The 22,420-nt window shown below is 68.1% G+C and carries 20 protein-coding genes; 11 read left to right on the top strand and 9 right to left on the bottom strand.

Features of this window, described 5'->3' with window-relative positions:
• Positions 1-192: 192 nt before the first annotated feature.
• The 3 genes from FHR72_RS11985 to FHR72_RS11995 all read right to left on the bottom strand — a co-directional run bounded on the left by FHR72_RS11985 (position 193) and on the right by FHR72_RS11995 (position 2,760).
• Positions 193-1,065, bottom strand: coding sequence for an LLM class flavin-dependent oxidoreductase (locus FHR72_RS11985; protein WP_183468180.1), 873 nt, complete (start codon positions 1,063-1,065; stop codon positions 193-195).
• A 64-nt stretch (positions 1,066-1,129) separates the two neighbouring features.
• Positions 1,130-1,864 (bottom strand): DUF4873 domain-containing protein, encoded by a 735-nt coding sequence (locus FHR72_RS26765; RefSeq protein WP_183468181.1) that lies wholly within the window; start codon positions 1,862-1,864, stop codon positions 1,130-1,132.
• A complete protein-coding gene (locus tag FHR72_RS11995) occupies positions 1,861-2,760 on the bottom strand; it encodes an AurF N-oxygenase family protein (protein WP_183468182.1) in 900 nt (299 codons plus the stop codon). The genes FHR72_RS26765 and FHR72_RS11995 overlap by 4 nt, the downstream gene beginning before the upstream one ends.
• A 141-nt stretch (positions 2,761-2,901) precedes the next feature.
• Between FHR72_RS11995 and FHR72_RS12000 the strand changes: the two genes are divergently transcribed.
• From FHR72_RS12000 to FHR72_RS12020, 5 genes are all read left to right on the top strand, one after another.
• The gene (locus tag FHR72_RS12000; RefSeq protein ID WP_183468183.1) at positions 2,902-3,282 is read left to right on the top strand and encodes a phage holin family protein; all 381 of its coding nucleotides are present in this window, start codon (positions 2,902-2,904) and stop codon (positions 3,280-3,282) included.
• Between the two features lie 4 nt (positions 3,283-3,286).
• Positions 3,287-4,150 carry an Fpg/Nei family DNA glycosylase gene (locus FHR72_RS12005; protein WP_183468184.1) on the top strand — a complete coding sequence of 288 codons (864 nt, stop codon included), beginning with the start codon at positions 3,287-3,289 and terminating at the stop codon, positions 4,148-4,150.
• A 49-nt stretch (positions 4,151-4,199) separates the two neighbouring features.
• Complete coding sequence (locus FHR72_RS12010) at positions 4,200-4,949, top strand: SDR family oxidoreductase (RefSeq protein WP_183468185.1); 750 nt, start codon at positions 4,200-4,202, stop codon at positions 4,947-4,949.
• A gap of 152 nt (positions 4,950-5,101) precedes the next feature.
• A complete protein-coding gene (locus FHR72_RS12015; RefSeq protein ID WP_183468186.1) occupies positions 5,102-5,386 on the top strand; it encodes a helix-turn-helix transcriptional regulator in 285 nt (94 codons plus the stop codon).
• On the top strand, positions 5,379-5,906 hold the full coding sequence (locus FHR72_RS12020; protein WP_183468187.1) for a hypothetical protein: 528 nt from the start codon (positions 5,379-5,381) through the stop codon (positions 5,904-5,906). Before FHR72_RS12015 ends, FHR72_RS12020 begins: the two co-directional genes overlap by 8 nt.
• A 49-nt stretch (positions 5,907-5,955) precedes the next feature.
• On the opposite strand, the gene pgi is transcribed toward FHR72_RS12020, so the two are convergent.
• On the bottom strand, positions 5,956-7,617 hold the full coding sequence (gene pgi / locus FHR72_RS12025) for a glucose-6-phosphate isomerase (protein ID WP_183468188.1): 1,662 nt from the start codon (positions 7,615-7,617) through the stop codon (positions 5,956-5,958).
• Between the two features lie 49 nt (positions 7,618-7,666).
• Between pgi and FHR72_RS12030 the strand changes: the two genes are divergently transcribed.
• Together FHR72_RS12030 and FHR72_RS12035 are read left to right on the top strand one after the other, a co-directional pair.
• The gene (locus FHR72_RS12030; protein ID WP_183468189.1) at positions 7,667-9,115 is read left to right on the top strand and encodes an NAD-dependent succinate-semialdehyde dehydrogenase; all 1,449 of its coding nucleotides are present in this window, start codon (positions 7,667-7,669) and stop codon (positions 9,113-9,115) included.
• 209 nt (positions 9,116-9,324) lie between these two features.
• Positions 9,325-11,331, top strand: a complete 2,007-nt coding sequence (locus FHR72_RS12035; RefSeq protein WP_183468190.1) for an acyltransferase family protein — start codon at positions 9,325-9,327, stop codon at positions 11,329-11,331.
• Between the two features lie 71 nt (positions 11,332-11,402).
• On the opposite strand, the gene FHR72_RS12040 is transcribed toward FHR72_RS12035, so the two are convergent.
• On the bottom strand, positions 11,403-11,720 hold the full coding sequence (locus FHR72_RS12040; RefSeq protein ID WP_311736125.1) for a chorismate mutase: 318 nt from the start codon (positions 11,718-11,720) through the stop codon (positions 11,403-11,405).
• 245 nt (positions 11,721-11,965) lie between these two features.
• Here FHR72_RS12040 and pcrA point away from each other — a divergent pair, with 245 nt between their 5' ends.
• Positions 11,966-14,311, top strand: coding sequence for a DNA helicase PcrA (gene pcrA, locus FHR72_RS12045; protein ID WP_183468192.1), 2,346 nt, complete (start codon positions 11,966-11,968; stop codon positions 14,309-14,311).
• Here the strand turns inward: pcrA and FHR72_RS12050 are convergent, their stop codons facing one another.
• Both FHR72_RS12050 and FHR72_RS12055 read right to left on the bottom strand, forming a co-directional pair.
• Entirely contained in the window at positions 14,312-14,989 is a 678-nt protein-coding gene (locus FHR72_RS12050) for a hypothetical protein (protein ID WP_311736126.1), read from the bottom strand. It abuts the gene before it with no gap.
• A complete protein-coding gene (locus FHR72_RS12055; protein ID WP_183468193.1) occupies positions 14,990-16,036 on the bottom strand; it encodes a M23 family metallopeptidase in 1,047 nt (348 codons plus the stop codon).
• Positions 16,037-16,299: 263 nt separating this feature from the next.
• Between FHR72_RS12055 and sucC the strand changes: the two genes are divergently transcribed.
• Together sucC and sucD are read left to right on the top strand one after the other, a co-directional pair.
• Positions 16,300-17,463 (top strand): ADP-forming succinate--CoA ligase subunit beta, encoded by a 1,164-nt coding sequence (sucC, locus tag FHR72_RS12060; protein ID WP_183468194.1) that lies wholly within the window; start codon positions 16,300-16,302, stop codon positions 17,461-17,463.
• A 12-nt stretch (positions 17,464-17,475) separates the two neighbouring features.
• Positions 17,476-18,378 carry a succinate--CoA ligase subunit alpha gene (gene sucD / locus FHR72_RS12065; protein WP_183468195.1) on the top strand — a complete coding sequence of 301 codons (903 nt, stop codon included), beginning with the start codon at positions 17,476-17,478 and terminating at the stop codon, positions 18,376-18,378.
• A gap of 90 nt (positions 18,379-18,468) precedes the next feature.
• On the opposite strand, the gene FHR72_RS12070 is transcribed toward sucD, so the two are convergent.
• Entirely contained in the window at positions 18,469-19,560 is a 1,092-nt protein-coding gene (locus tag FHR72_RS12070; RefSeq protein ID WP_183468196.1) for a MarR family transcriptional regulator, read from the bottom strand.
• A complete protein-coding gene (locus FHR72_RS12075; protein ID WP_183468469.1) occupies positions 19,557-20,687 on the bottom strand; it encodes an ATP-binding protein in 1,131 nt (376 codons plus the stop codon). Before FHR72_RS12075 ends, FHR72_RS12070 begins: the two co-directional genes overlap by 4 nt.
• Before the next feature lie 152 nt (positions 20,688-20,839).
• Between FHR72_RS12075 and FHR72_RS12080 the strand changes: the two genes are divergently transcribed.
• On the top strand, positions 20,840-22,366 hold the full coding sequence (locus FHR72_RS12080; protein WP_183468197.1) for an acetyl-CoA acetyltransferase: 1,527 nt from the start codon (positions 20,840-20,842) through the stop codon (positions 22,364-22,366).
• Positions 22,367-22,420 lie beyond the last annotated feature (54 nt).

Raw genomic sequence — 22,420 nt, forward strand, 5'->3', positions numbered from 1 at the left:
CCCCGGATTCCGCCCGACCGGCACGGCCACTCACGCCCGCTGCCGGCCCGACGAGTGTCGCGAATGACCCGGCGCTGTGAACGCAGAGCAGATCGCCGCGCGCGGCGCAACCCCACACGCGCGCAGCCGGCCGCACACCGTGCACCGTTCCCGACCAAAGATGTTGTCGGGCAGCGTTGCTCGTGGCAGACGTCAGACCTTGGCGATCACGTTCTCGGCGAACATCTCCAGGTTTCGGATCTTCGCGTCGAGGGGTTCGGTGTCCTGGCCGGTGATGTAGGGGATCCGGAAGCCGACGATCACGTCGGTGACGCCCTTGTCCTCCAGGCGCTTGATGCCGTCCGGGGTGTAGGCGTCGATGGAGATCACGTGGATCTGATAGTCCTCGGAACCGGCTGTCCCGGCCTCGTCGCGGAACGCGTTGAGCTTGCCGAGCAGGGCGTCGAGCTCGTCGGGGTCGCCGCCGCCGTGCATCCAGCCGTCGTTGCGGGCCGCTCGCTTGAGGGCGGCATCGGCATGGCCGCCGATGAGAATCGGCACCGGCTTGGACGGCGCCGGAGTCATCTTCGTCTTGGGGATGTCGTAGAACTCGCCGTGGTATTCGAAGTAGTCACCCGAGGTCAGGCCCCGGATGATGTCGATGCACTCGTCCATTCGCTTACCCCGGCGGGCGAAGGGCACGTTCATCAGCTCGTAGTCCTCCGGCCAGGGGCTGGTGCCGACGCCCAGCCCGAGGCGGTTGTCGAACAGGGCGGCCAGCGATCCGGCCTGCTTGGCGACCAGTGCCGGGGGACGGATCGGCAGTTTGAGCACGAAGTGGTTGAAGTGCAGTGTCGTGGTGACCGCGCACAGGGCCGCGGTCAGGACGAAGGATTCGATGAACGCCTTGCCGTCCAGGAACTCGCGGTTGCCGTCCGGGGTGTACGGATACGTCGAATCGGATTCGAATGGGTAGGCGACGCTGTCGGGGATCGTCATCGCGTGGTAGCCGGCCGCTTCGGCCGCCTTCGCCAAGGGGATGTAGAAGGTCGGATCGGTCATCGCCTCGGCGTAGGTGAATCGCACGCTGCCTCCTGCTCGTCGGTGACCGCATACTAGAACACGTTCTAATAGTGCGGTGCCGATTCTGCTACGGAAGCGGGACGTCGACCTCGATCGATTCCAGGGCGAACGGTGGCGCGCCCAGCCCGGCCACCGAGAACGTCGACCAGGGCGTGCGCTCGGTCAGTCGGCCCGCCGCGGCGCGGTCATCGACGGTGACCGTCACGTCCTGAGGCAGCCGCACCTCGAAGCCGGTGTCGAAAAGCGTTCCCCGCCAGTGGTAGTGACCATCGATGGGGTCGAGCCTGCCCGTCAGGCGAGCCTGTGTCGGATGACTGTGCTCGCCGACGGTCACGACGGCCGGACCTTCGTAGACGGTGTCGTCGGGACCGTCGTCGAGCCCCAGGGCGCGCACCTCGAACGAGGAGGGGATCCGCCTGCCCACCCGGCGCCAGTACCCACCACCGCGGTGGCTCCGCCGAGGTGAACGGTCGTTGTAGAGGCGTTGGGCGCTGGAGCGCACCTCGATCCGCGTGCTCGAGGTGCGGCTCATTAACGCCAGGCACTTCGCGACGTAACCCTTCTGGGCGGCGACGTCCGGCCCGGTGATCACGAAGTAGTTGGGCACGCCGTGCACGGCCACCCCGAGGTAGGGCGACAGGCCGTCGGGCCGGCGGGCCGACGCCGCGGGCAGGGAGCCGTCGGTGGCCACGACCACCCGGGCACGTCCGTCCCGCAGCGTCCAGACGTGCGTCGCCTCGTCGAACACGGCGTCCGTGACGGCCTCTTGGGTGGCATACGCGACGGTCTCGACGTCGGTCACAGGAACCCGCTGCGCTGCCACATGCGGCGTGCGATCGGACCCAGCAGGCCCACCTCCTGCAGGAACGCCGCCAGCGGGGCGAATCCCGACACCTGCACCTCGCGTCGGTGCGCGCTCTGCCGGGCCTGGCGGCGTGCCTCCCGGGCGTCCAGGCCGACGCGCGCGTACTGGACGCGGTTGGTGAACAGGTGGCGGAAGAACAGTCCACCGACGCCGTGGATGTTGGCGACGAAGAACCGCGGGATCGGGCGCATGTGGGGGGTGCGCTTGCGCAGGCCGTCGCGGGCGAATTGGATGTGACGCGCCTCCTCGGTGACGTGGATGCGCATCAGCCGCTGAACCATGGGCTGGAGCTCGGGGTCGTCCATCATCTGACGCTGCAGGGAGTCGAAGATCTCCTCGCCGATGAGCGCGGCCATCCACAGTGCCGAGCCCTGGAACGCGAACGGCAGCGCGTTGATGATGACCCGCTGATAGCGCCTGGGCCGCACCGGCTTTGCGCCCATCCGGTCGATCGCCTTGCCGAACATCACCATGTGGCGGGTCTCGTCACCGAGCTCGGTCAGCTCGTAGTGCGTCGCGCGGGCGGTCGGGTCCTGGTGCATCATCTTGCGCAGCAGCGCCTGGTTCAGGATGTTCTCGAACCAGATGCCCGCCGAGAGCGTGTTGGCGAGCTCCTGGCGCGACAGCTCGATCTGTTCCTCGCGGGTCATCGAGTCCCACAGCGGGGTGCCGTACAGCGAGACCGTCCGGGGTGGCAGGAAGAACTTGTCCGGGTCCAGCGGCGCATTCCAGTCGATGTCGACAACCGGGGCGTAGGACTTCTTCACCGACCCCTTGAGCAGGCGCTCGGCGAACTCCTGGCGCGTGGTGCCCGACCTCGGCGGAGCCGTCATCGCTACATCCCTTCGTCGTCGTCGACTGTGATTCGACGGTAGGGAGCGGCGCGACACCATGTCAATACCCCGGGTACCGGATACTTTCGGTACCGCATCAATCGCGGAACGAAACGCGGCGCGGGGTGGATCATGATCGCTATGGGATTCGTACTGCGTGCCGCACTGACCGGGCTCGCGTTGTGGGTGGTGACGTTGCTGGTGCCCGGGGTCGACTTCGTCGGCGGGGATTCGACGGTGGCGCGAATCGGCATCGTGTTCGTCGTGGCGGTGATATTCGGGCTGGTCAACGCGATCATCAAGCCGATCGTGCAGCTGATCTCGATACCGCTGTACATCCTGACCCTCGGCCTCTTCCACATCGTCATCAACGCGTTCATGCTATGGATCACGGCCTACATCACCGAACACACCACGCACTGGGGCCTCGTCATCGACGATTTCTGGTGGACGGCGATCTGGGCCGCGATCGTGCTGTCTGTCGTGAGCTGGCTCCTTTCGCTGGTCGTCAGGGCAGACTGAATTCATGCCAGAGCTCCCCGAGGTCGAAGCGCTCGCCGACCACCTGCGCCGCCACGCGGTGGGACGGATCGTCGGCCGCGTCGACGTCGCGGCGCTGTCGGTGCTCAAGACGTTCGACCCTCCGGTGTCCGCGCTCGCGGGTCAGGAGGTCGTCGGGGCGAACCGGTGGGGCAAATACCTGGGGTTGCAGGCCGACGGTCTGCACCTGATCACCCACCTGTCCCGGGCGGGATGGCTGCGCTGGTCGGACAAGTTCGCCGCCGCGCCGCTCAAGCCCGGCAAGGGTCCGATCGCGTTCCGGGTGCACCTGGGAACGCCCGGGGAGGCGCCAGGATTCGACCTCACAGAGGCCGGCACCCAGAAGCGGCTGGCGGTCTGGCTCGTCACCGACCCGATGGACGTCCCGCAGATCGCCTCGCTGGGGCCCGACGCGCTGTCCTTGAGCGTCGAGGCGCTGGCCGACGTGCTGCGTGGGAACGCCGGGCGCATCAAGACCGTGATCACCGACCAGAAGGTGATCGCCGGCATCGGCAACGCCTACAGCGACGAGATCCTGCACGTCGCGAAACTCTCGCCGTTCGCGACGGCCAACAAGCTCACCGAGGCGCAGCTCGCCGACCTGCACGACGCGATGATCTCCGTGCTGACCGACGCGGTGACGCGGTCGGTCGGGCAGCAGGCGGCAACCCTGAAGGGAGAGAAGCGATCCGGCTTGCGCGTGCACGCCCGCACCGGGCTGCCGTGTCCGGTGTGCGGGGACACGGTGCGCGAGGTGTCGTTCGCCGACAAGTCGTTCCAGTACTGCGCGACATGCCAGACCGGTGGCAAGGTGCTCGCCGATCGGCGGATGTCACGGCTGCTCAAGTGACGCCCACGGGATTGGGCTGTACTTGTCTAACTCGGTTATCCTTCCCCGCATGACTCGTCAGAAGATCCTGATCACCGGTGCGAGCTCGGGGCTGGGGGCGGGGATGGCCCGTCAGTTCGCCGCCAAGGGCCGCGACCTCGCGCTGTGCGCCCGCCGCCTGGACAACCTCGACGAGCTCAAAGCGGAGATCCTCGCGAGCCACCCCACCGTCAAGGTCGCGATCGCGGCGCTCGACGTCAACGACCACGAGCTGGTGCCGAAGGTCTTCCATGAGCTCAGCGAGGAACTCGGCGGCATCGACTGCGTCATCGTCAACGCCGGAATCGGCAAGGGCTACCCGCTCGGCGGCGGCAAGCTGTGGGCCAACAAGGCCACGATCGAGACGAATCTGGTTGCGGCGCTGGTACAGACCGAGACCGCACTGGAGATGTTCAAGGCTGCGGGCAAGGGTCACCTGGTGCTCGTCTCCTCGGTGCTCGGCAACGTCGGCGTCCCCGGTTTCAAGGCTGCGTATTCCGCCAGCAAGGCCGGCGTGACGTCCCTCGGTGAATCGCTGCGCGCCGAGTACCCGTCCGGTCCGATCAAGATCACGGTGCTCGAGCCCGGGTACATCGAGTCCGAGATGACCGCGAAGTCGAACTCCACCATGCTGATGGTCGACAACGAGACCGGCGTCAAGGCCATGGTCGACGCGATCGAGAAGGAGAAGGGCCGCGCGGTGGTCCCCGGGTGGCCCTGGTGGCCGCTGGTCGAGGTGATGAAGCTGCTGCCCCCGCGTTTCACCAAGTACTTCGCCTGACCCCGGCACCGCGAGCGCGCGTGTCTGCCCGCTGACACGCCGCAAATGCTGGCATTTCGTGCACCCTCGGCGCGCGTCGAGCGCGCGTCCAGTGTTGCGTCGAATGTTGCCCGCACTTGACAGGTTGTTGGGGTTTCCCAACAATTGGTCAGGTGAGTCCGGTACGACGCGGGGAAACGTTCCCCATCCACAACCGCATCGGCGTGCTGCGCGCGGAGCGACAGTTGACGCGAGCCCAGCTCGCAGAACTGATCGACGTGAACCCGCAGACCGTCGGCGCGCTGGAACGCGGCGATCACTATCCGAGCCTGGATCTGGCGTTCCGCATCTGTGAGGTGTTCGGCCTGCCCGTCGAGGCGGTGTTCGCGCGCGAGCCCTTCACCCCTCTGTCGACCGAACTCTACGGACAACACCGAGGAGGGAATGCACATGCCTGAGGCGACCCTGATCGACCGCTACCAGAATTACCGCACCCGACAGTTCCTGAAAAGCGAACGCGCATACGCGAAGTGGCTGCCCGGGTGGCGCACCCGAAGCCGGCGCCGCGCACTCGTCGTCGGACTGGCCGTCGCCTTCGCCTTCATGGCGGTGGTGAGCGTGATGTGTGCGTTCGGTATCGACTGGGCGCCACTGCTGTGGCTCCCGGCCTGCGCGCTCTTCTTTCCGCTGTGGATCGTCCTGCAGATCGTGTCCGGACGCCAAGGCGACGCCCCGCACGCGACCCTCGACGAATACGAACTCGCGCAACGCAACAGCGCCAGATCGATAGGGCTGACCCTCACCCAGTACCTGATGCTGCTGCCGATCTTCTACCTGATCTTCGGCGCGACCCTCACCGACGGAACCGACACCGACATGGCCTACGCCGGCGGGCTGATGGCGATGACCGTGCTGCTCATCGGCGGCTGCGCCCCGGCGATGATCCTGGGCTGGACCCGCCCCGACCCCGACTCCTGAGCGATTTCGGTGTCGTTGGTCACGCTGACGTTGACCAGCGACACCGAAATCACCGGGACCTGCCCCGCTCCGCCCGGTAGCGGCGCACGAGGGCGTCGGTCGACGAATCCGACTGCGGCGCAGGAGAATCGTCCTCCGTGATCACCGGCAGCAGCGCCTTGGCCTGGGTCTTGCCCAGCTCCACACCCCACTGGTCGAACGAGTCGATGCCCCAGATGACGCCCTCGGTGAACACCTGGTGCTCATAGAGCGCGACGAGCTGGCCCACCACCGACGGCGTCAGCCTCGTCGCCAGTATCGAGGTGCTGGGCCGGTTACCCGGCATCACCTTGTGGGGCACCACATCCGGTGGGGTGTCCTCGGCGGCGATCTCCTCGGCCCTCTTGCCGAACGCCAGCACCTGCGTCTGCGCGAAGTAGTTGCTCATCAGCAGGTCGTGCATGCTGCCTTTGCCGTCGGCCGTCGGGAGGTCGTCGGTGGGCTCGCTGAACCCGATGAAGTCCGCGGGGATCAGCCGCGTGCCCTGATGCAGGAGCTGGTAGAACGCGTGCTGGCCGTTGGTGCCGGGCTCGCCCCAGAAGATCTCGCCGGTGCCGGTCGTGACGGGTGTCCCGTCGGCGCGTACCGACTTTCCGTTGGACTCCATCGTGAGCTGCTGCAGGTAGGCCGCGAAGCGCGCCAGGTCATTCGAATACGGCAGCACCGCACGGGTTTCGGCGCCGAAGAAGTTGTTGTACCAGAGCCCGATCAGGCCGAGCAGCACCGGTGCGTTGGCCTCCAGCGGGGCGGTCCGGAAATGCTCGTCGACCAGGTGGAAACCCGCCAGGAACTCGGCGAAACGCTCACGGCCGATCACGGCCATCACCGACAGGCCGATCGCCGAGTCCACCGAGTAGCGCCCGCCGACCCAGTCCCAGAAGCCGAACATGTTGTCGGTGTCGATGCCGAACTCGTCGACGAGCTTGGCGTTTGTCGACACCGCGACGAAGTGCTTGGACACCGCGTCCTGTCCGGCACTGTCGCCGAGCGCGTCGGTCAGCCAGCGGCGTGCGGCCGTCGCGTTCGTCAACGTCTCCAGCGTGGAGAACGTCTTGGAGGCGATCACGAAAAGCGTTGTGGCGGGGTCGAGCCCGGCCAGCTTGGCGACCAGGTCGGCCGGATCGACGTTGGAGACGAAGCGCGCGGTGATACCCGCGTCGGCGTAGTGGCGCAACGCCTGATCGACCATCACCGGGCCGAGATCCGACCCGCCGATGCCGATGTTCACGACGGTGGTGATGCGTTCGCCCGTCGCGCCCCGCCAGTCGCCGCTGCGCAGCCGGTCGGTGAAATCGCCCATCCGGTCGAGCACCTCGTGCACGTCGGCGACGACGTCCTGCCCGTCGACGTTCAGCTGCGCGTCACGGGGCAGGCGCAGTGCCGTGTGCAGCACCGCACGGTTCTCCGAGGTGTTGATGTGTTCGCCCGAGAACATCGCGTCGCGCCGCGCGGGCAGGTCGGCGGCGCGGGCCAGATCGAGCAGGAGGCTCAGCGTCTCCCGCGTGATGCGGTGCTTGCTGTAGTCGATGTAGAGGTCGCCCACCGTCAGTGCCAGCTCGGTACCGCGGGCCGGGTCCTGGTCGAAAAGCGTGCGCAGATCCGTCGCCTTGACGTCGTCGTGGTGGCGGGCCAGAGCCTGCCAGGCAGGTGTGGCCGTGATGTCGGAACCCATGACAGGAACCCTAGTGCGGCTACTTGACCGAAGGTGTAAGACGTGGGGTATGGATAGCGCTGCACTGTTGAAGTCCGTTCCCACCGGCCTCTGGATCGGCGGTGAGGAGCGGGAGGGCACGTCGACGTTCAACGTGCTCGACCCCAGCGACGACGAGGTGCTGACCACGGTCGCCGACGCCACCGCCGACGACGCGCGCGCGGCCCTCGACGCGGCGTGCGCGGTGCAGGCCGACTGGGCGGCGACGGCTCCGCGGAAGCGTGGCGAGATCCTGCGGTCGGTGTTCGAGACGATCACGGCGCGCGCCGACGACATCGCCGCGCTGATGACGTTGGAGATGGGCAAGGTCGTCGCCGAGAGCAAGGGCGAGGTCACCTACGGTGCGGAGTTCTTCCGCTGGTTCGCCGAGGAAGCCGTGCGCATCGACGGACGCTTCACACCGAGCCCCGCCGGCACCGGCCGCATCCTCGTCACCAAACAGGCCGTCGGTCCGTGCTACGCGATCACGCCGTGGAACTTCCCGCTGGCCATGGGCACCCGCAAGATGGGGCCGGCCTTCGCCGCCGGCTGCACGATGATCGTCAAGCCGGCCCAGGAGACCCCGCTGACGATGCTGCTGCTCGCCAAGTTGATGGACGAGGCGGGGCTGCCCAAGGGCGTGCTGTCGGTACTGCCGACCAGCAACCCCGGTGCCGTCACCGAGGCGCTGATCAACGACGGGCGGCTGCGCAAGCTGACGTTCACCGGGTCCACCGGGGTCGGGAAGTCGTTGGTGAAGCAGTCAGCCGACAAGCTGCTCCGCACCTCGATGGAGCTCGGCGGGAACGCCCCGTTCGTGGTCTTCGACGACGCCGACGTCGACGCTGCCGTCGAGGGCGCCGTGCTCGCCAAGATGCGCAACGGCGGTGAGGCGTGCACGGCGGCCAACCGGTTCCATGTCGCCAATGCCGTGCGCGAGGAGTTCACCGAGAAGTTCGTGAAGCGGATGAGCGAGTTCACCCTCGGCAAGGGCCTCGACGAGAAATCGACGCTGGGTCCGCTGATCAACGCCAAGCAGGTCGCCACCGTGACCGAGCTCGTGTCCGACGCCGTGTCGCGCGGCGCGACCGTGGCCATCGGCGGGGTGGCGCCGGGCGGGCCGGGCAACTTCTACCCCGCGACGGTGCTGACCGACGTGCCGGCCGACGCCCGCATCCTCAAGGAAGAGGTGTTCGGGCCCGTCGCGCCGATCGCCGGCTTCGACACCGAGGAGGAGGGCATCGCGGCCGCCAACGACACCGAGTACGGCCTGGCCGCCTACGTCTACACACAGTCGCTGGACCGTGCGCTGCGGGTGGCCGAGGGCATCGAGTCCGGCATGGTCGGGGTCAACCGCGGGGTCATCTCCGACGCCGCCGCGCCGTTCGGCGGGATCAAGGAGTCAGGCTTCGGCCGCGAGGGCGGCACCGAGGGCATCGAGGAGTACCTCGACACGAAGTACATCGCGCTGACGAAGTAGCACCCCCACCGATCGCGGTGCTCGCCGGACGGGTGCGCCGGGCGTCAGCGCGCCTTCCGGATTCGGTACCCGCACGCCCATAGACTTCCTTGCTCGGAGGCAGGGAAGGGGCCGCGAACGTGACCGACGGCCGAGCCGTCCAATCCGGCACAGCCGGCCGAGCCGTCCAATCCGGTACAGCCGGCCGAGCCGTCCAATCCGGCACAGCCGTGACCGCGGCGCCGATCCGTGTCGGCCCGCGCCGATATGTCGGTCCGGGTCAAGCGATTCCGGCGCTCGACGGGATGAGGGCCGTCGCCGTCGCCCTGGTGCTGGCCGACCACGGCGGCGTGCCGGGCCTGTCCGGCGGGTTCCTCGGCGTCGACGTCTTCTTCGTTCTCAGCGGCTTCCTGATCACCTCGCTGCTGCTCGACGAGATCGGGCGCACGGGACGGATCGGGCTGAAAAGTTTCTGGATCCGCCGGGCCCGCAGGCTGCTGCCCGCGCTGTTGGTGATGACGCTGGCCGTCGTGGCGCTGCGGGGGCTGTTCTCCGAGGAGTCGACCGCCAGCCTGCGCGACGACGCGGTCGCGGCGTTCTTCTGGATGTCGAACTGGTTGTTCGTCTCGCAGAACACCGACTACTTCGCCCAGGGGGCGCCGCCCTCGCCGCTGCAGCACACCTGGTCGCTCGCGGTCGAGGAGCAGTACTACGTGCTGTGGCCGGTGTTGATCGCCGTCGCCCTCGCGGGGCTCGGCGCGCTGGCCTACCGGCGCGGGGTGGCGCTGTCCCAGCGCGCGGTGCGCACGACGGTGTTCTCGATGGCCGCGGCCGGGATCGTCGCCTCCGCGGCGACGACGTTCGTGCTCAGCTCCGAGGCGGGGCTCAACCGCGTGTACTTCGGCACCGACACCCGCGCGCAGGCGCTGCTCGTCGGTGCGGCCGCCGCGGCGCTGCTCGTGCGCGACTGGCGCGGTCTGACCGCGGGCCTGGTCATCTTCCGCTCGCGCTGGGCGCGCTGGGTCGCGTGGTCCCTGCCGGTCGTCGGGATGGTCGTGCTGTTCGTGGCCGCCCGTATCGCCACCGGCAGTGCCGACGAGTTCCGCAGCGGCCTGCTCCTGGTGGTCGCGCTGGCCGCGGTCCTGGTCATCGCGCCGGTGGCGCTGGCCCAGGACGGCCCCGTCGCGCGCCTGCTGTCGGTCGGCCCGCTCGTCGGGCTCGGGGCGATCTCCTACGGGGTCTACCTCTGGCACTGGCCGATCTTCCTCGTCCTCAACGGCGAACACACCGGGACCGAGGGGTGGCGGCTCTTCGCTCTGCGGTGCGCGGCGACCGTCGCGGTGGCCGCGGTGTCGTGGTGGCTGATCGAACAGCCGATCCGGGAGTGGCGGCCGGCGTTCGTGCCGATGCTGCCGCTCGCCGGGGCGACCGCGGCGACCGCGGCGGTGGTGACGATGACAGTCCTGCCGGTACGGGTGCTCCCCGAGACGCCGCAGCCCGGCCCGCTGATCGACACCGCGGCGCTGGTCGCGCCCGAGGTCCCGGTCGAGGTGTCCAGGGCGCCGCAGCCCCGCGCGCCCGGCGAGCTGCGGGTGGCGGTGTTCGGCGACTCGATCGCGTGGACGATGATGCGCTACCTGCCCGAGACGCCCGGGGTGGACTTCGCAGACTTCACCACCATCGGCTGTGGGATCGCCCGCGGCGGACCGTACGAGTACGTCGGCCAGGAGCTCCCGCAGAAGCCGGAGTGCGATGCCTGGCCCGCGCGGTGGGCGCAGCGGATAGGCCACGAGAAGCCGGATGTGGCCTTGCTGATCGTCGGCCGCTGGGAAGTCGTCGACCGCATGAGCGAAGGCCGGTGGACCCACATCGGTGAGCCCGGCTACGACGCGTATCTGCGCAGCGAGCTCGACCGGGCGCTGGACATCCTCGGTTCGACGGGCGCCCGGATCGTCGTCACGACCGAGCCGTACAACCGTCGCGCCGAGAAGGCCGACGGCAGTCTCTACCCGGAGGACGAGCCCGAACGTGTCGAGGCCTGGAACGCGCTGTTGCGCAGCGTGGTCGAGGCGCGGCCGAACGCCTCGGTCCTGGACTTGAACGAGAAACTCAGCCCCAACGGCTACTACCAGACCCGGGTCGACGGGATCAGGGTGCGCAGTGACGGCGTGCACCCGACACCCGAGGCCGTCGAGTGGCTGACGCCGTGGCTGGTGGAGGCGGTCAAACCCGAGTGATTTCGGCGTAGTTGGTCACGCTGAGGTTGACCAGCGACACCGAAATCGCTGCGGGGGAGGTGCGGGGGAGGTCAGTGGCCGAGACGGCCGCGGCCGAGGCGCAGCAGCAGCATGGCGAGGTTCTTGCCCTCTTCGCCGAGCACGCTGTAGCGCTCGATGACCTTCATCTCGCGGCTGTGCACCAGGCGGGTGCCGCCGGAGGCCATGCGGGCCTTGCCGATCATCTGCGACACCTCGGTGCGGCGCTGCACGGCCTCGAGGATCGTCGCGTCGAGGCGGTCGATCTCCTGGCGGAGCTCGTCGATATCAGGCAACGGGGCGGTTTCCATCCCTGCGTGCGTCGTCATGTCGTGGTTCTCCGAATTCTCGTTGTGGGGAGGGCCCGTCACCGGTGGATTCGGGCCTCACACACGAGACGAGCCCCGGATCGCCGAAACGGACCGCGGGGCTCTGGGAAGCAGCTAGACCACGGGCACCGTCGGCCGGTACCCGTAGAAAAATCGCTGCTGCGCAGTGAGCACGTAGAGAGTGTGCCACTTGCGCCCGCGCCTTCGCAAAGACTCGTCCCGCCGGGCCCGGCAATGTGCGCGGGTGGCCGAATCTGTCCGCCCGCAGCGGTAAGTTCGAGGACGACATGACTGTGCACGAAACCCTGAACGACGCCAGGCCGATGGCCGGTGACGATCTGCTCGAAGGACTCAACCCGCAACAGCGCCAGGCCGTGCTGCACGAGGGCTCACCGCTGCTGATCGTGGCCGGGGCCGGCTCGGGGAAGACCGCGGTGCTGACGCGGCGCATCGCCTACCTGCTGGCCGCCCGCGAGGTGGGCGTCGGCCAGGTGCTGGCCATCACCTTCACCAACAAGGCCGCGGCGGAGATGCGCGAGCGCGTGGTCAGCCTCGTCGGTCCGCGGGCGCGCAGCATGTGGGTGTCGACGTTCCACTCGACGTGCGTGCGGATCCTGCGCAACCAGGCCTCGCTGCTGCCCGGTCTGAACTCGAACTTCTCGATCTATGACGCCGACGATTCGCGTCGGCTGCTGCTGATGATCGGCAAGGACATGGGCCTGGACACCAAGCGGCATTCCCCGCGTCTGCTGGCCAACGGCATCTCGAACCTCAAGAACGAGCTGATCGCCCCGCAGCAGGCCGCCGCGGAGGCCTCCGAGGCGGAGGACGACCTCGCCCGCATCATCGCCGAGGTGTACGCCGAGTACCAGCGCAGGTTGCGGGCCGCCAACGCGCTCGACTTCGACGACCTCATCGGCGAGACAGTGGCTGTGCTGCAGGCCTTTCCGCAGATCGCCCAGTACTACCGGCGGCGCTTCCGGCACATCCTCGTCGACGAATACCAGGACACCAACCACGCGCAGTACGTGCTGGTGCGGGAACTGGTCGGCACCGCCGCGGCGACCGACGACCCGGCGAGCGTGCCGCCGGCGGAGCTGTGCGTGGTCGGCGACGCCGACCAGTCGATCTATGCGTTCCGCGGCGCCACCATCCGCAACATCGAGGACTTCGAACGCGACTTCCCGAACGCGACGACCATTCTGCTGGAACAGAACTACCGCTCCACGCAGACCATCCTGAACGCCGCCAACTCGGTGATCGCCCGCAACGTGGGCCGTCGCGAGAAGCGTCTGTGGACCGACGCCGGCGAGGGCGAGCTCATCGTCGGCTACGTCGCCGAGAACGAGCACGACGAGGCCCGCTTCATCGCCCAGGAGATCGACGCCCTCTCCGACGCGATCCCCGACTTCTCCTACAACGACGTCGCGGTGTTCTACCGGACGAACAACTCCTCCCGAGCGATCGAGGAGGTGTTCATCCGCGCCGGGATCCCGTACAAAGTGGTGGGCGGAGTGCGCTTCTACGAGCGCAAGGAGATCCGCGACATCGTCGCCTACCTGCGTGTGCTCGACAACCCCGGCGACTCGGTGAGCATGCGGCGCATCCTGAACACCCCGCGCCGCGGCATCGGTGACCGCGCCGAAGCCTGTGTCGCGGTCTACGCCGAGAACACCGGCTCGAACTTCAGCGACGCGTTGGTGGCCGCCGCCGAGGGCACCGTGCCGATGCTGAACTCCCGCTCCGAGAAGGCGATCGCTGGCTTCGTCGAGATGCTCGACGAGCTACGCGGTGGCCTGGAAGGTGAGCTCGGCGATCTGGTCGAATCAGTGCTCGACCGCACCGGCTACCGCGCCGAACTGGAGGCCTCCAGCGACCCTCAGGATCTCGCCCGGCTCGACAACCTCAACGAATTGGTCAGCGTCGCACACGAATTCAGTATCGACCTGGCCAACGCCAAAGCCCTGGCCGAGGAGGAGGGCGCCGAGGCCCAGGACGAGGACGTCCCCGACACCGGGGTGCTCGCGGCGTTCCTGGAACGGGTGTCGCTGGTCGCCGACGCCGACGACATCCCCGAGCACGGCGCGGGCGTCGTGACGATGATGACCCTGCACACCGCCAAGGGGCTGGAGTTCCCGCTGGTGTTCGTGACCGGCTGGGAGGACGGGATGTTCCCGCACATGCGTGCGTTGGGGGACCCTCTCGAACTGTCGGAGGAACGCCGGTTGGCCTATGTCGGGATCACCCGCGCCCGCCAGCGCCTGTACCTCAGCCGCGCCAAGGTGCGCTCGTCCTGGGGCCAACCGATGCTGAACCCGGAGTCGCGGTTCCTGCGGGAGATCCCGCAGGAACTCATCGACTGGCGCCGCACCGAGCAGGCGTCGAAGTTCTCGGCGCCCGTCGGCAACGCGGGCCGCTACGGCACGCCGCGTCCGGCGCCCACCCGGGCGGCGGTCGGCAAGCGTCCGCTGGTCGTCCTGGAGCCCGGCGACCGGGTGACGCACGACAAGTACGGCCTCGGCCGGGTCGAGGAGGTCTCCGGCGCCGGCGAGTCCGCGATGTCGTTGATCGACTTCGGCAGCGCGGGACGGGTGAAGCTGATGCACAACCACGCGCCCATCAGCAAGCTGTAGTCAGTCCGTTCTGCTCCACCGCGCGGTGCCGGGCAGGACGGCGCAGACGATCGCCGCCGCGGGCAGCACCGGCAGGACGTAGACCAGCGCCGGGAGGGTCGCGCCTGCGACGAACAGGCTCGCGAAGATCAACAGCGCGATGACGGCCCCGACCACGATCAGGAGTCGCGCGGTCCGGCGCCGCAGCAGCAGCGCGATCACCCCGCTGATGGATGCGGCCGCCGAGACGGCCGTGAGGAACCCCATCGCGACGCAGAACAGCGGGTCGGTCGCCCACCATCCGGTGATCAGATCGGTGGCGATGACGCCGGTGGCCCATCCGGACAGGATGCTCAGGACCGCCGTGGCGATCGCCGCGGTCGGATCGACGCGCGCGGACCGGGCTGGGCCGACGGCGGTGGGTTGTGCGCGCGAGCCGAACTCGGCGGTGTACGGCGCGACGGGCACGATCTGGGTGACGGGCTCGTGATGGATCGGCTGTGCGCCGGTGGGGTGCCGGCGCAGGATGTCCCCGGTGGTCGGCTGATGCCCCGGCGCAGATGACTCTGCGGGCCGGCTGAGGGGCTGCGGACCGGTCAGCGGCGCGCGACGCAGGATGCGGGTGCTGGTGTCGTCGTCCGCTACGGGCTCGGGCGGCGGTGTGGGGGTGTCGTCAGACGGGTCGGCGGTGTCGGCCACTCAGCCAACGTAGCCGCCGGGGCTGAGGCCCCGCTTGGCCAGCCACCCGACGGGGTCGACCCGGTCGGTGCCGTTGAGATGGACCTCGAAGTGGCAGTGCGGGCCGGTGGAGTTGCCGGTGTTGCCCATCTTGGCGATCTGGTCGCCGGCCATCACCCGCTCGCCGACGCTGACCATGATGGAGCTGTTGTGGCCGTAGGCCGTCACGGTGCCGTCCGCGTGCCGGAGCTTGACGAGGTTGCCGTAACCGCCCTCGGGACCCGCCGTGATGACGACGCCGTCGGCGGCGGCCAGGATCGGGGTGCCGATCGCGTTGGCGATGTCGATACCGGCATGCAGCACGCCCCAGCGGTAACCGAAGCCGGAGGTCCACACGCCCGTGGTGGGCATCACGAACTGCGGCTTGGTCAGGCGGGCCTCGCGCTCGGCGCGCTCCTGGGCGAATGCAGCGGCCTTGGTGATCTCTTCGGCGTGCACGGCGGAGTTCGCTGCCGGCGCCACGGTGACGACCTGCATGCCGTCCACCGAACCGGTGATGACGGCGCCGTCGCTCAGCGTGGTCTGGTCCGCGGCCAGCACCGTGTCGGCCGGCGCCTTGGCCGCTCCGTTGGTGATGTTGTAGGCCCCGGCGGCGGTAGCTCCGACGGCCATCGCGGCGACGACGAGGCGGCCCTTGACCGGCACCTCGGTCTTGCGATGCAGGCCTTTACGGCCCCGCATGTCGATGATGTCTGTGTTTGCTGTGCCGTCGCTGACATCGGTGTGGCTGTCGCGGTAGGCGCGCGCCGAGGACCGGGGCTTCGCCGCCGGCTCGGGCTGGAACTCGGTGGGAACGACGAGACGCAGCGGCGTGAGGTCGTCGGTGTCGTGCAGATCGTCGAGCTCCGGCGCGTGGATCACCTGCGCTTCGCGGTCAAAAGCCGCGTGGGGCAGGAACTCTAGATCAGCCAGGTCGCCGAATTCATTGAACGGAATGATGTCGGTGACTTCGGCCGGGCCAGGCGTCGCGAGGGCCCCGCCGGAACGAGGCAGACGATGCTGAGGCAACCTGAAAAGTCCTTAACGTTCGGGAGTCGTCGTGATCAGACCGTTACTTAGACCAGTGGACGTTAACCAAAATCCAATGCAAGTGGCAACCCGAAGTCTTATTCCGCCCCGGAATGTGACTTGAATCACGACTTGGCCGTCGGTGAGATCGACCACATGAACGGTAGGCGATGACAACGCCGGCCACCGGTGTCGATACAGTTCCCCCGAGCCCGTCGGGCCGTACCTCCAGCCGCTCACAGACAGGGAAGTTCTCAGAGTCCATGGACCTCTTCGAGTATCAGGCGAAAGAGCTCTTCGCCAAGCACAACGTTCCCACCACCCCCGGCCGGGTGACCGATTCCGCCGAGGATGCGAAGGCCATCGCCGAGGAGATCGGCAAGCCTGTGATGGTCAAGGCGCAGGTCAAGGTCGGCGGTCGCGGCAAGGCCGGCGGTGTGAAGTACGCCGCGACGCCCGACGACGCCTTCACGCACGCGCAGAACATCCTGGGCCTGGACATCAAGGGCCACGTCGTCAAGAAGCTGCTCGTCGCCGAAGCCAGCGACATCGCCGAGGAGTACTACATCTCCTTCCTGCTCGACCGTTCCAACCGCACCTACCTGGCCATGTGCTCGGTCGAGGGCGGCATGGAGATCGAAGAGGTGGCCGCCACCAAGCCTGAGCGGCTCGCCAGGGTGGCCGTGGACGCGGTCAAGGGTGTCGACCTGGCCTTCGCGCGCGAGATCGCCGAGAAGGGCCATCTGCCCGCCGAGGTGCTCGACGCCGCCGCGGTGACGATCCAGAAGCTCTGGGAGGTGTTCACCAAGGAGGACGCCACGCTGGTCGAGGTCAACCCCCTCGTGCGCACCCCTGACGACCAGATCCTCGCCCTGGACGGCAAGGTCACCCTCGACGCGAACGCCGACTTCCGCCAGGAGGGTCACGCCGAGTTCGAGGACAAGGACGCGACCGATCCGCTGGAGCTCAAGGCCAAGGAGAACGACCTCAACTACGTCAAGCTCGACGGTGCCGTCGGCATCATCGGCAACGGCGCGGGCCTGGTCATGTCGACGCTCGACGTCGTCGCCTACGCCGGTGAGAAGCACGGCGGCGTGAAGCCCGCCAACTTCCTCGACATCGGCGGCGGCGCCTCGGCCGAGGTGATGGCCGCCGGTCTGGACGTCATCCTCAACGACGAACAGGTCAAGAGTGTGTTCGTCAACGTCTTCGGTGGCATCACCGCCTGCGACGCGGTCGCCAACGGCATCGTCAAGGCGCTGGAGATCCTCGGCGACGAGGCCAACAAGCCGCTCGTCGTGCGTCTGGACGGCAACAACGTGGACGAGGGCCGCCGCATCCTCTCCGAGGCCGATCACCCCTTGGTCATCCAGGCGGACACCATGGACTCCGGCGCCGACAAGGCCGCCGAGCTGGCGAACAAGTAAGGGACACAGAACATGTCGATTTTCCTTAACGCAGACAGCAAGGTCATCGTCCAGGGCATCACCGGCGGCGAGGGCACCAAACACACCAAGCTGATGCTCAAGGCCGGCACCAAGATCGTCGGCGGCGTGAACGCGCGCAAGGCGGGCACCACCGTCAAGCACGAAGACAAAGAGGGCAACGAGATCGAATTGCCGGTCTTCGGGTCCGTCGCCGAGGCGATGAAGGAGACCGGCGCCGACGTGTCGATCGCCTTCGTGCCGCCGGCGTTCTCGAAGGACGCCATCATCGAGGCCATCGACGCCGAGATCCCGCTGCTGGTCGTCATCACCGAGGGAATCCCGGTGCAGGACAGCGCCTATGCGTGGGCCTATAACGTCGAGAAGGGCAGCAAGACCCGCATCATCGGACCGAACTGCCCGGGCATCATCACCCCCGGCGAGTCGCTGGTCGGCATCACGCCGAACAACATCACCGGCAAGGGCCCGATCGGTCTGGTGTCGAAGTCGGGCACGCTGACCTACCAGATGATGTACGAGCTGCGCGATCTCGGCTTCTCGACCGCCATCGGCATCGGTGGCGACCCGGTCATCGGCACCACGCACATCGACGCCATCGAGGCGTTCGAGAAGGACCCCGAGACCAAGATCATCGTGATGATCGGCGAGATCGGCGGCGACGCCGAGGAGCGCGCGGCCGACTACATCAAGGCCAACGTCTCCAAGCCGGTCGTCGGCTACGTCGCGGGCTTCACCGCCCCCGAGGGCAAGACCATGGGTCACGCCGGCGCCATCGTGTCCGGCTCGTCGGGCACCGCGGCCGCCAAGAAGGAAGCTCTCGAGGCGGCGGGCGTGAAGGTCGGCAAGACGCCGTCCGAGACGGCCACGCTGGCTCGCGAGCTCCTCGAGAGCCAGTAGCCGCCCCTCCCGCCGTCGCACCGCGAGCGCGCGTGTCTGCACGCCGACACACCGTCGGATCCCGTGCAGATGCGCGCGCTCGCTGCGTCTTCAGTGGTCCCGATACTGCAGATAGCGGCGCAACAGCGCATCGGTGAGGTCGTACCACGACGTCCGCCGGTCGCCGTCGACCTTCGACGAGGTGACCCAGCCGTCGGCGGCCAGCCTGCCCAGGGCTGCCGATGCCGACTGACTCGACACCCCCACGGCCTCGGCGAGATCGGAGACCGAGCGAGGGCCGCAGCCGCGGGCCAGTTCCACCACGAGTCGCTGCTCCCCGGCCGGTAGCTGCCACAGCAGATGCTGATAGTGGGGCGCCAACCGGTCGAGCAGCGCATCGACGGCCGGTGTCACGGCATCGAGGGTGGGCCTGTCCACGGCCTCGGCCAGCAGATGCCACAGCCGCGGAGAGCCGCCGATGATCTCGTGCAGCGTGGCCACCCGTTCCCGACCGGCCGCCGACCGCATGAAGTCCGCGAGCGCGGCGTCGTCGCGTCGGCCCGCACTGCGGCGCAGGAGCTCTGCGGCGTCGTCGACCTGCAGTCCGGGCAGCGTCTCGATGATGAACGAGCCGTACCACGGATACTCTCGCGAGGAGACTCCCGGGAACAGGATCGGCGAGGTGCCGAGAACCAGTACCGCCGTGGACGTTTCGACCCACGCCCGCAGGCTGCCCTGCCCCTTCTCGCCGATCGCGTCGAACACGCGGTCGAGGTTCTCGATCGCCAGCAGCACCATGCGCCCGGCCGCGGCGGCGACGATCGATGCCTCGATCCCCACCGGGTCGCGTCCGCGGCGCATCGCCTTGGCGTCGTCGTAGGCTTCGGGGCCGATGGCCCGCGCCATTTCGACGAGCAGGTCGGCGTAGGTCCCGATGGCGAGCGAGTCTTCGGAGATCGCCACCGGCAGCGTGCTTTTCGCCGTGTCCGGATCAAGCAGCGCGCGATGTACCGCCAAGCGCACGGTATGGGTCTTGCCCGCGCCGCGCGGTGCTACGAGCAGGGTGTGCGGGCGCGACCCGTCCCGGGCCGACGAGCTGATGCGGCGGGCCAGCGTGTCGATCAGGTCGGTGCGGCCGACGGTGATTGCCTCGAGGTCCTCCGCGCTGGCCCTGGTTGGTGTGAACAGGGGCGAACTACTCACCGCCGCATCGCCTTCCACGCCCGCTGCAGCAGGGGTGAGGAGAATCTGTCGGCGTCGCCCGACCGCATCAGGTAGTGGTCCAGGGTGAGTCTCTCGATGAATGACACCAGCTGCGCTCTTTCGGTGATCGGGCTGCCTTCGCTACGCAGCCGCATCAGCACGGTGTCGACGTCCGGTGGATTCCCGGCGTGGGCGTAGATGTCGAGCAGCCCGGCGATCGCCGCGGCGTCCTCGCCGTAGTAGTGGGGGAGTCGGTCGCGGTAATGGCGGAGATCCCAGGGATCGTAGGGACTTTCGATCGCGTCGAGCACCAGGAGGTCGATGAGCTCGGGGTACGGGGCGACCTGGCTGTCGTGCCACGACTTGCGGGCCGCGGCGACCAGGTGCTGGATGTAATAGGGCACGTTCTCGGCCGCCGACGCGATCGCCGCGGCCACGGCGTGCTGGTCGGTGGTCGGGGTGCCGCTGCCCAGCAGCAGGCATTCGGCGAGGTAGGTCGCGTGATCGGACCGGATCGGGCCGACGGCGATCTTGGGGATGTCGTTGACAGTGCTGGGCGCGTCGGCGGACACGTGGTGAAACCCGATGGACCCGGACAGGACGGTCGCAACCTTGCCGGGGTTCTCCTGCCGTACCCGTCGCAACAGGTGAAGAAAGGTGTCGCCGGAACCCTCCTGGGTGCGCTCAAGGTTGCGGGCCAGGACGCTGACCTCGTCGATGAAGAGCGCCAGGATGCGCCCGTCGGCCCGCCGGATCGCCCGGTCGAGCACCTCGTCGAGCGTCGCCGCGGCCCGGGTGTCGCGGGACAGCTGGACGGGGCCGGCCGTCAGCGTGAGCCGGATCCTGGCCAGTTCCTGCGCCCAGGCGGGATCCAGACGGCCGAGTTCTGCCAGCAGAGCCGAGACGAACTCGGCGTAGGTCTCGCGTTCGGCGCTGACCGATACGACGACGGCGCCCGCGTCGGCCGCCATGCGCTGGACGAGGCGCGACAGCGACGTCTTACCGTGCCTGCGGTCGCCGACCAGCACCGCACCGGAGTTCGGCAGCGACGCCAGCACGTCGTTCGATTCGCGAACGCGGCCGACGACGTCCTCGGTGGGCACCACACCACCGACGACCAGCGACATCGGGCGGACGGGCCAGTTCATTGCCGAATTGTACGTCAATTTGGATGTACATCGAAAGAGTTGTACGTCAATGATGACTCGGAGTGGAGCCGATTGGCACGGGTGGAACGTGTTCTATTAGCCTCCCGAAGTAACTGGAAAGGGGCGTGAGCATGGCAATCGATCCACGCACACCGGTGATCGTCGGCGTCGGGCAGTTCACGGAACGCATCGATGACCCCACCTACCGCGGCATGTCGGCCGTCGACCTGGCCACCGCGGCGGTGCAGGCCGCGCTCGCCGACACGGGCGCCGACCCGGCCGCTGTCGCCACGGCCGTCGACACGGTGTTCGGCCTGCGTCAGTTCGAGATCTCCGGACCCATGCCCGCGGTGCTCGGCAAGTCCGACAACTATCCGCGCTCGGTGATGAACCGGCTCGGAGGCGACCCCGCGCGGGTCGTCCTGGAGCCCGTCGGTGGCCAGAGCCCGCAGAAGCTCGTGACAGAAGCAGGCACGCTCATCGCCGGCGGTGATGCCGACGTCGTGATGATCATGGGCTCCGAACCCGGCTCGACGGCCAAGTACTTCTCGAACCGCGACGACAAACCCGACTTCACCGAGCACGTCGGCGGTCAGCTCGAGGACCGTGGACACCAGATCTACAGTTACATCGACGAATACACCGTGACCCACGGGCTGACCGGCGCACCGGTGCAGTACGGCCTGCTCGACAACGCCCGGCGCTCCCGGCTCGGCCTGAGCGTCGACGAGTACCGGCACCAGATGGCCCAGTTGTTCGCCCCGATGTCGAAAGTGGCGGCGAAGAACCCCTTCTCGTCCTCACCGGTCGAACGCTCGGTCGACGAGGTCGAAACCGTCACCGACGAGAATCGGATGATCTGCGACCCCTACCCGCGATTGCTGGTGGCCCGCGACACCGTCAACCAGGGAGCGGCCGCGATCATCACGTCGGTCGAGACCGCCCGCAGACTGGGTGTGCCGCAAGACAAGTGGGTGTTCCTCCACGGCCATTCCGATCTCATCGAGCAGGGGCTGTTGGAACGGGCCGACCTCGGCGCGAGCCCGGCCGCTGTGCACGCGGCCCACGAGGCACTGCGGGTCGCCGACGTGCGCGTCGACGACATCGCCACGTTCGACCTGTACAGCTGCTTCCCGTTCCCGGTCTTCCTGATGTGCGAGACGCTCGGGCTCACGGACGACGATCCACGCGGCCTGACATTGACCGGCGGTCTGCCGTATTTCGGTGGACCGGGCAACAGCTACTCGCTACACGCCATCGCCGAGACCGTCGCCCAGATGCGGGACAATCCGGGCGCTTTCGGCTTCGTCGGCGCCAACGGCGGCATCATGAGCAAGTATTCGGTGGGCATCTACTCGACCGAACCGGTCGAATGGCGGACTTCCCGCAGCGCGGAGCTGACGGCACAGGTGGCCGAGTTGCCGAAGGTCGCCGTGACGAAATCTCCCGAGGGAGTAGGCACGGTCGAGACGTACTCGGTGCGCTACGACTGGCCGGTGCGCACCGGGATCATCGTCGGCCGGCTCGACGACGGCTCGCGCTTCATGGCGACGACCGAGGACGCCGACCTGGTCGCGCTGATGTCCGACGGAGACCCGCTGGGCGCGAAAGTGGCTGTGCGACCGACGGACAGCGGCAACCGGGCGGTACTCGCCTAGAACACCGTCGACCCGACAGGCAACCGTGCCGTCTGCGACGACGCCGCAGGCGGC

The organism is Mycolicibacterium iranicum (assembly GCF_014190915.1).
Lineage (GTDB): Bacteria > Actinomycetota > Actinomycetes > Mycobacteriales > Mycobacteriaceae > Mycobacterium > Mycobacterium iranicum_B.

Excerpts from the sequence above, each read along its gene's own strand:
- FHR72_RS12005 (WP_183468184.1), top strand. The coding sequence starts at position 3,287 with ATGCCAGAGCTCCCCGAGGTCGAAGCGCTCGCCGACCACCTGCGCCGC.
- pgi (WP_183468188.1), bottom strand. The coding sequence starts at position 7,617 with ATGGGTTCCGACATCACGGCCACACCTGCCTGGCAGGCTCTGGCCCGC.
- FHR72_RS12010 (WP_183468185.1), top strand. The coding sequence starts at position 4,200 with ATGACTCGTCAGAAGATCCTGATCACCGGTGCGAGCTCGGGGCTGGGG.
- FHR72_RS12080 (WP_183468197.1), top strand. The coding sequence starts at position 20,840 with ATGGCAATCGATCCACGCACACCGGTGATCGTCGGCGTCGGGCAGTTC.
- FHR72_RS11995 (WP_183468182.1), bottom strand. The coding sequence starts at position 2,760 with ATGACGGCTCCGCCGAGGTCGGGCACCACGCGCCAGGAGTTCGCCGAG.
- FHR72_RS12030 (WP_183468189.1), top strand. The coding sequence starts at position 7,667 with ATGGATAGCGCTGCACTGTTGAAGTCCGTTCCCACCGGCCTCTGGATC.
- sucD (WP_183468195.1), top strand. The coding sequence starts at position 17,476 with ATGTCGATTTTCCTTAACGCAGACAGCAAGGTCATCGTCCAGGGCATC.
- FHR72_RS12000 (WP_183468183.1), top strand. The coding sequence starts at position 2,902 with ATGGGATTCGTACTGCGTGCCGCACTGACCGGGCTCGCGTTGTGGGTG.
- sucC (WP_183468194.1), top strand. The coding sequence starts at position 16,300 with ATGGACCTCTTCGAGTATCAGGCGAAAGAGCTCTTCGCCAAGCACAAC.
- FHR72_RS12020 (WP_183468187.1), top strand. The coding sequence starts at position 5,379 with ATGCCTGAGGCGACCCTGATCGACCGCTACCAGAATTACCGCACCCGA.
- FHR72_RS12075 (WP_183468469.1), bottom strand. The coding sequence starts at position 20,687 with ATGTCGCTGGTCGTCGGTGGTGTGGTGCCCACCGAGGACGTCGTCGGC.
- pcrA (WP_183468192.1), top strand. The coding sequence starts at position 11,966 with ATGACTGTGCACGAAACCCTGAACGACGCCAGGCCGATGGCCGGTGAC.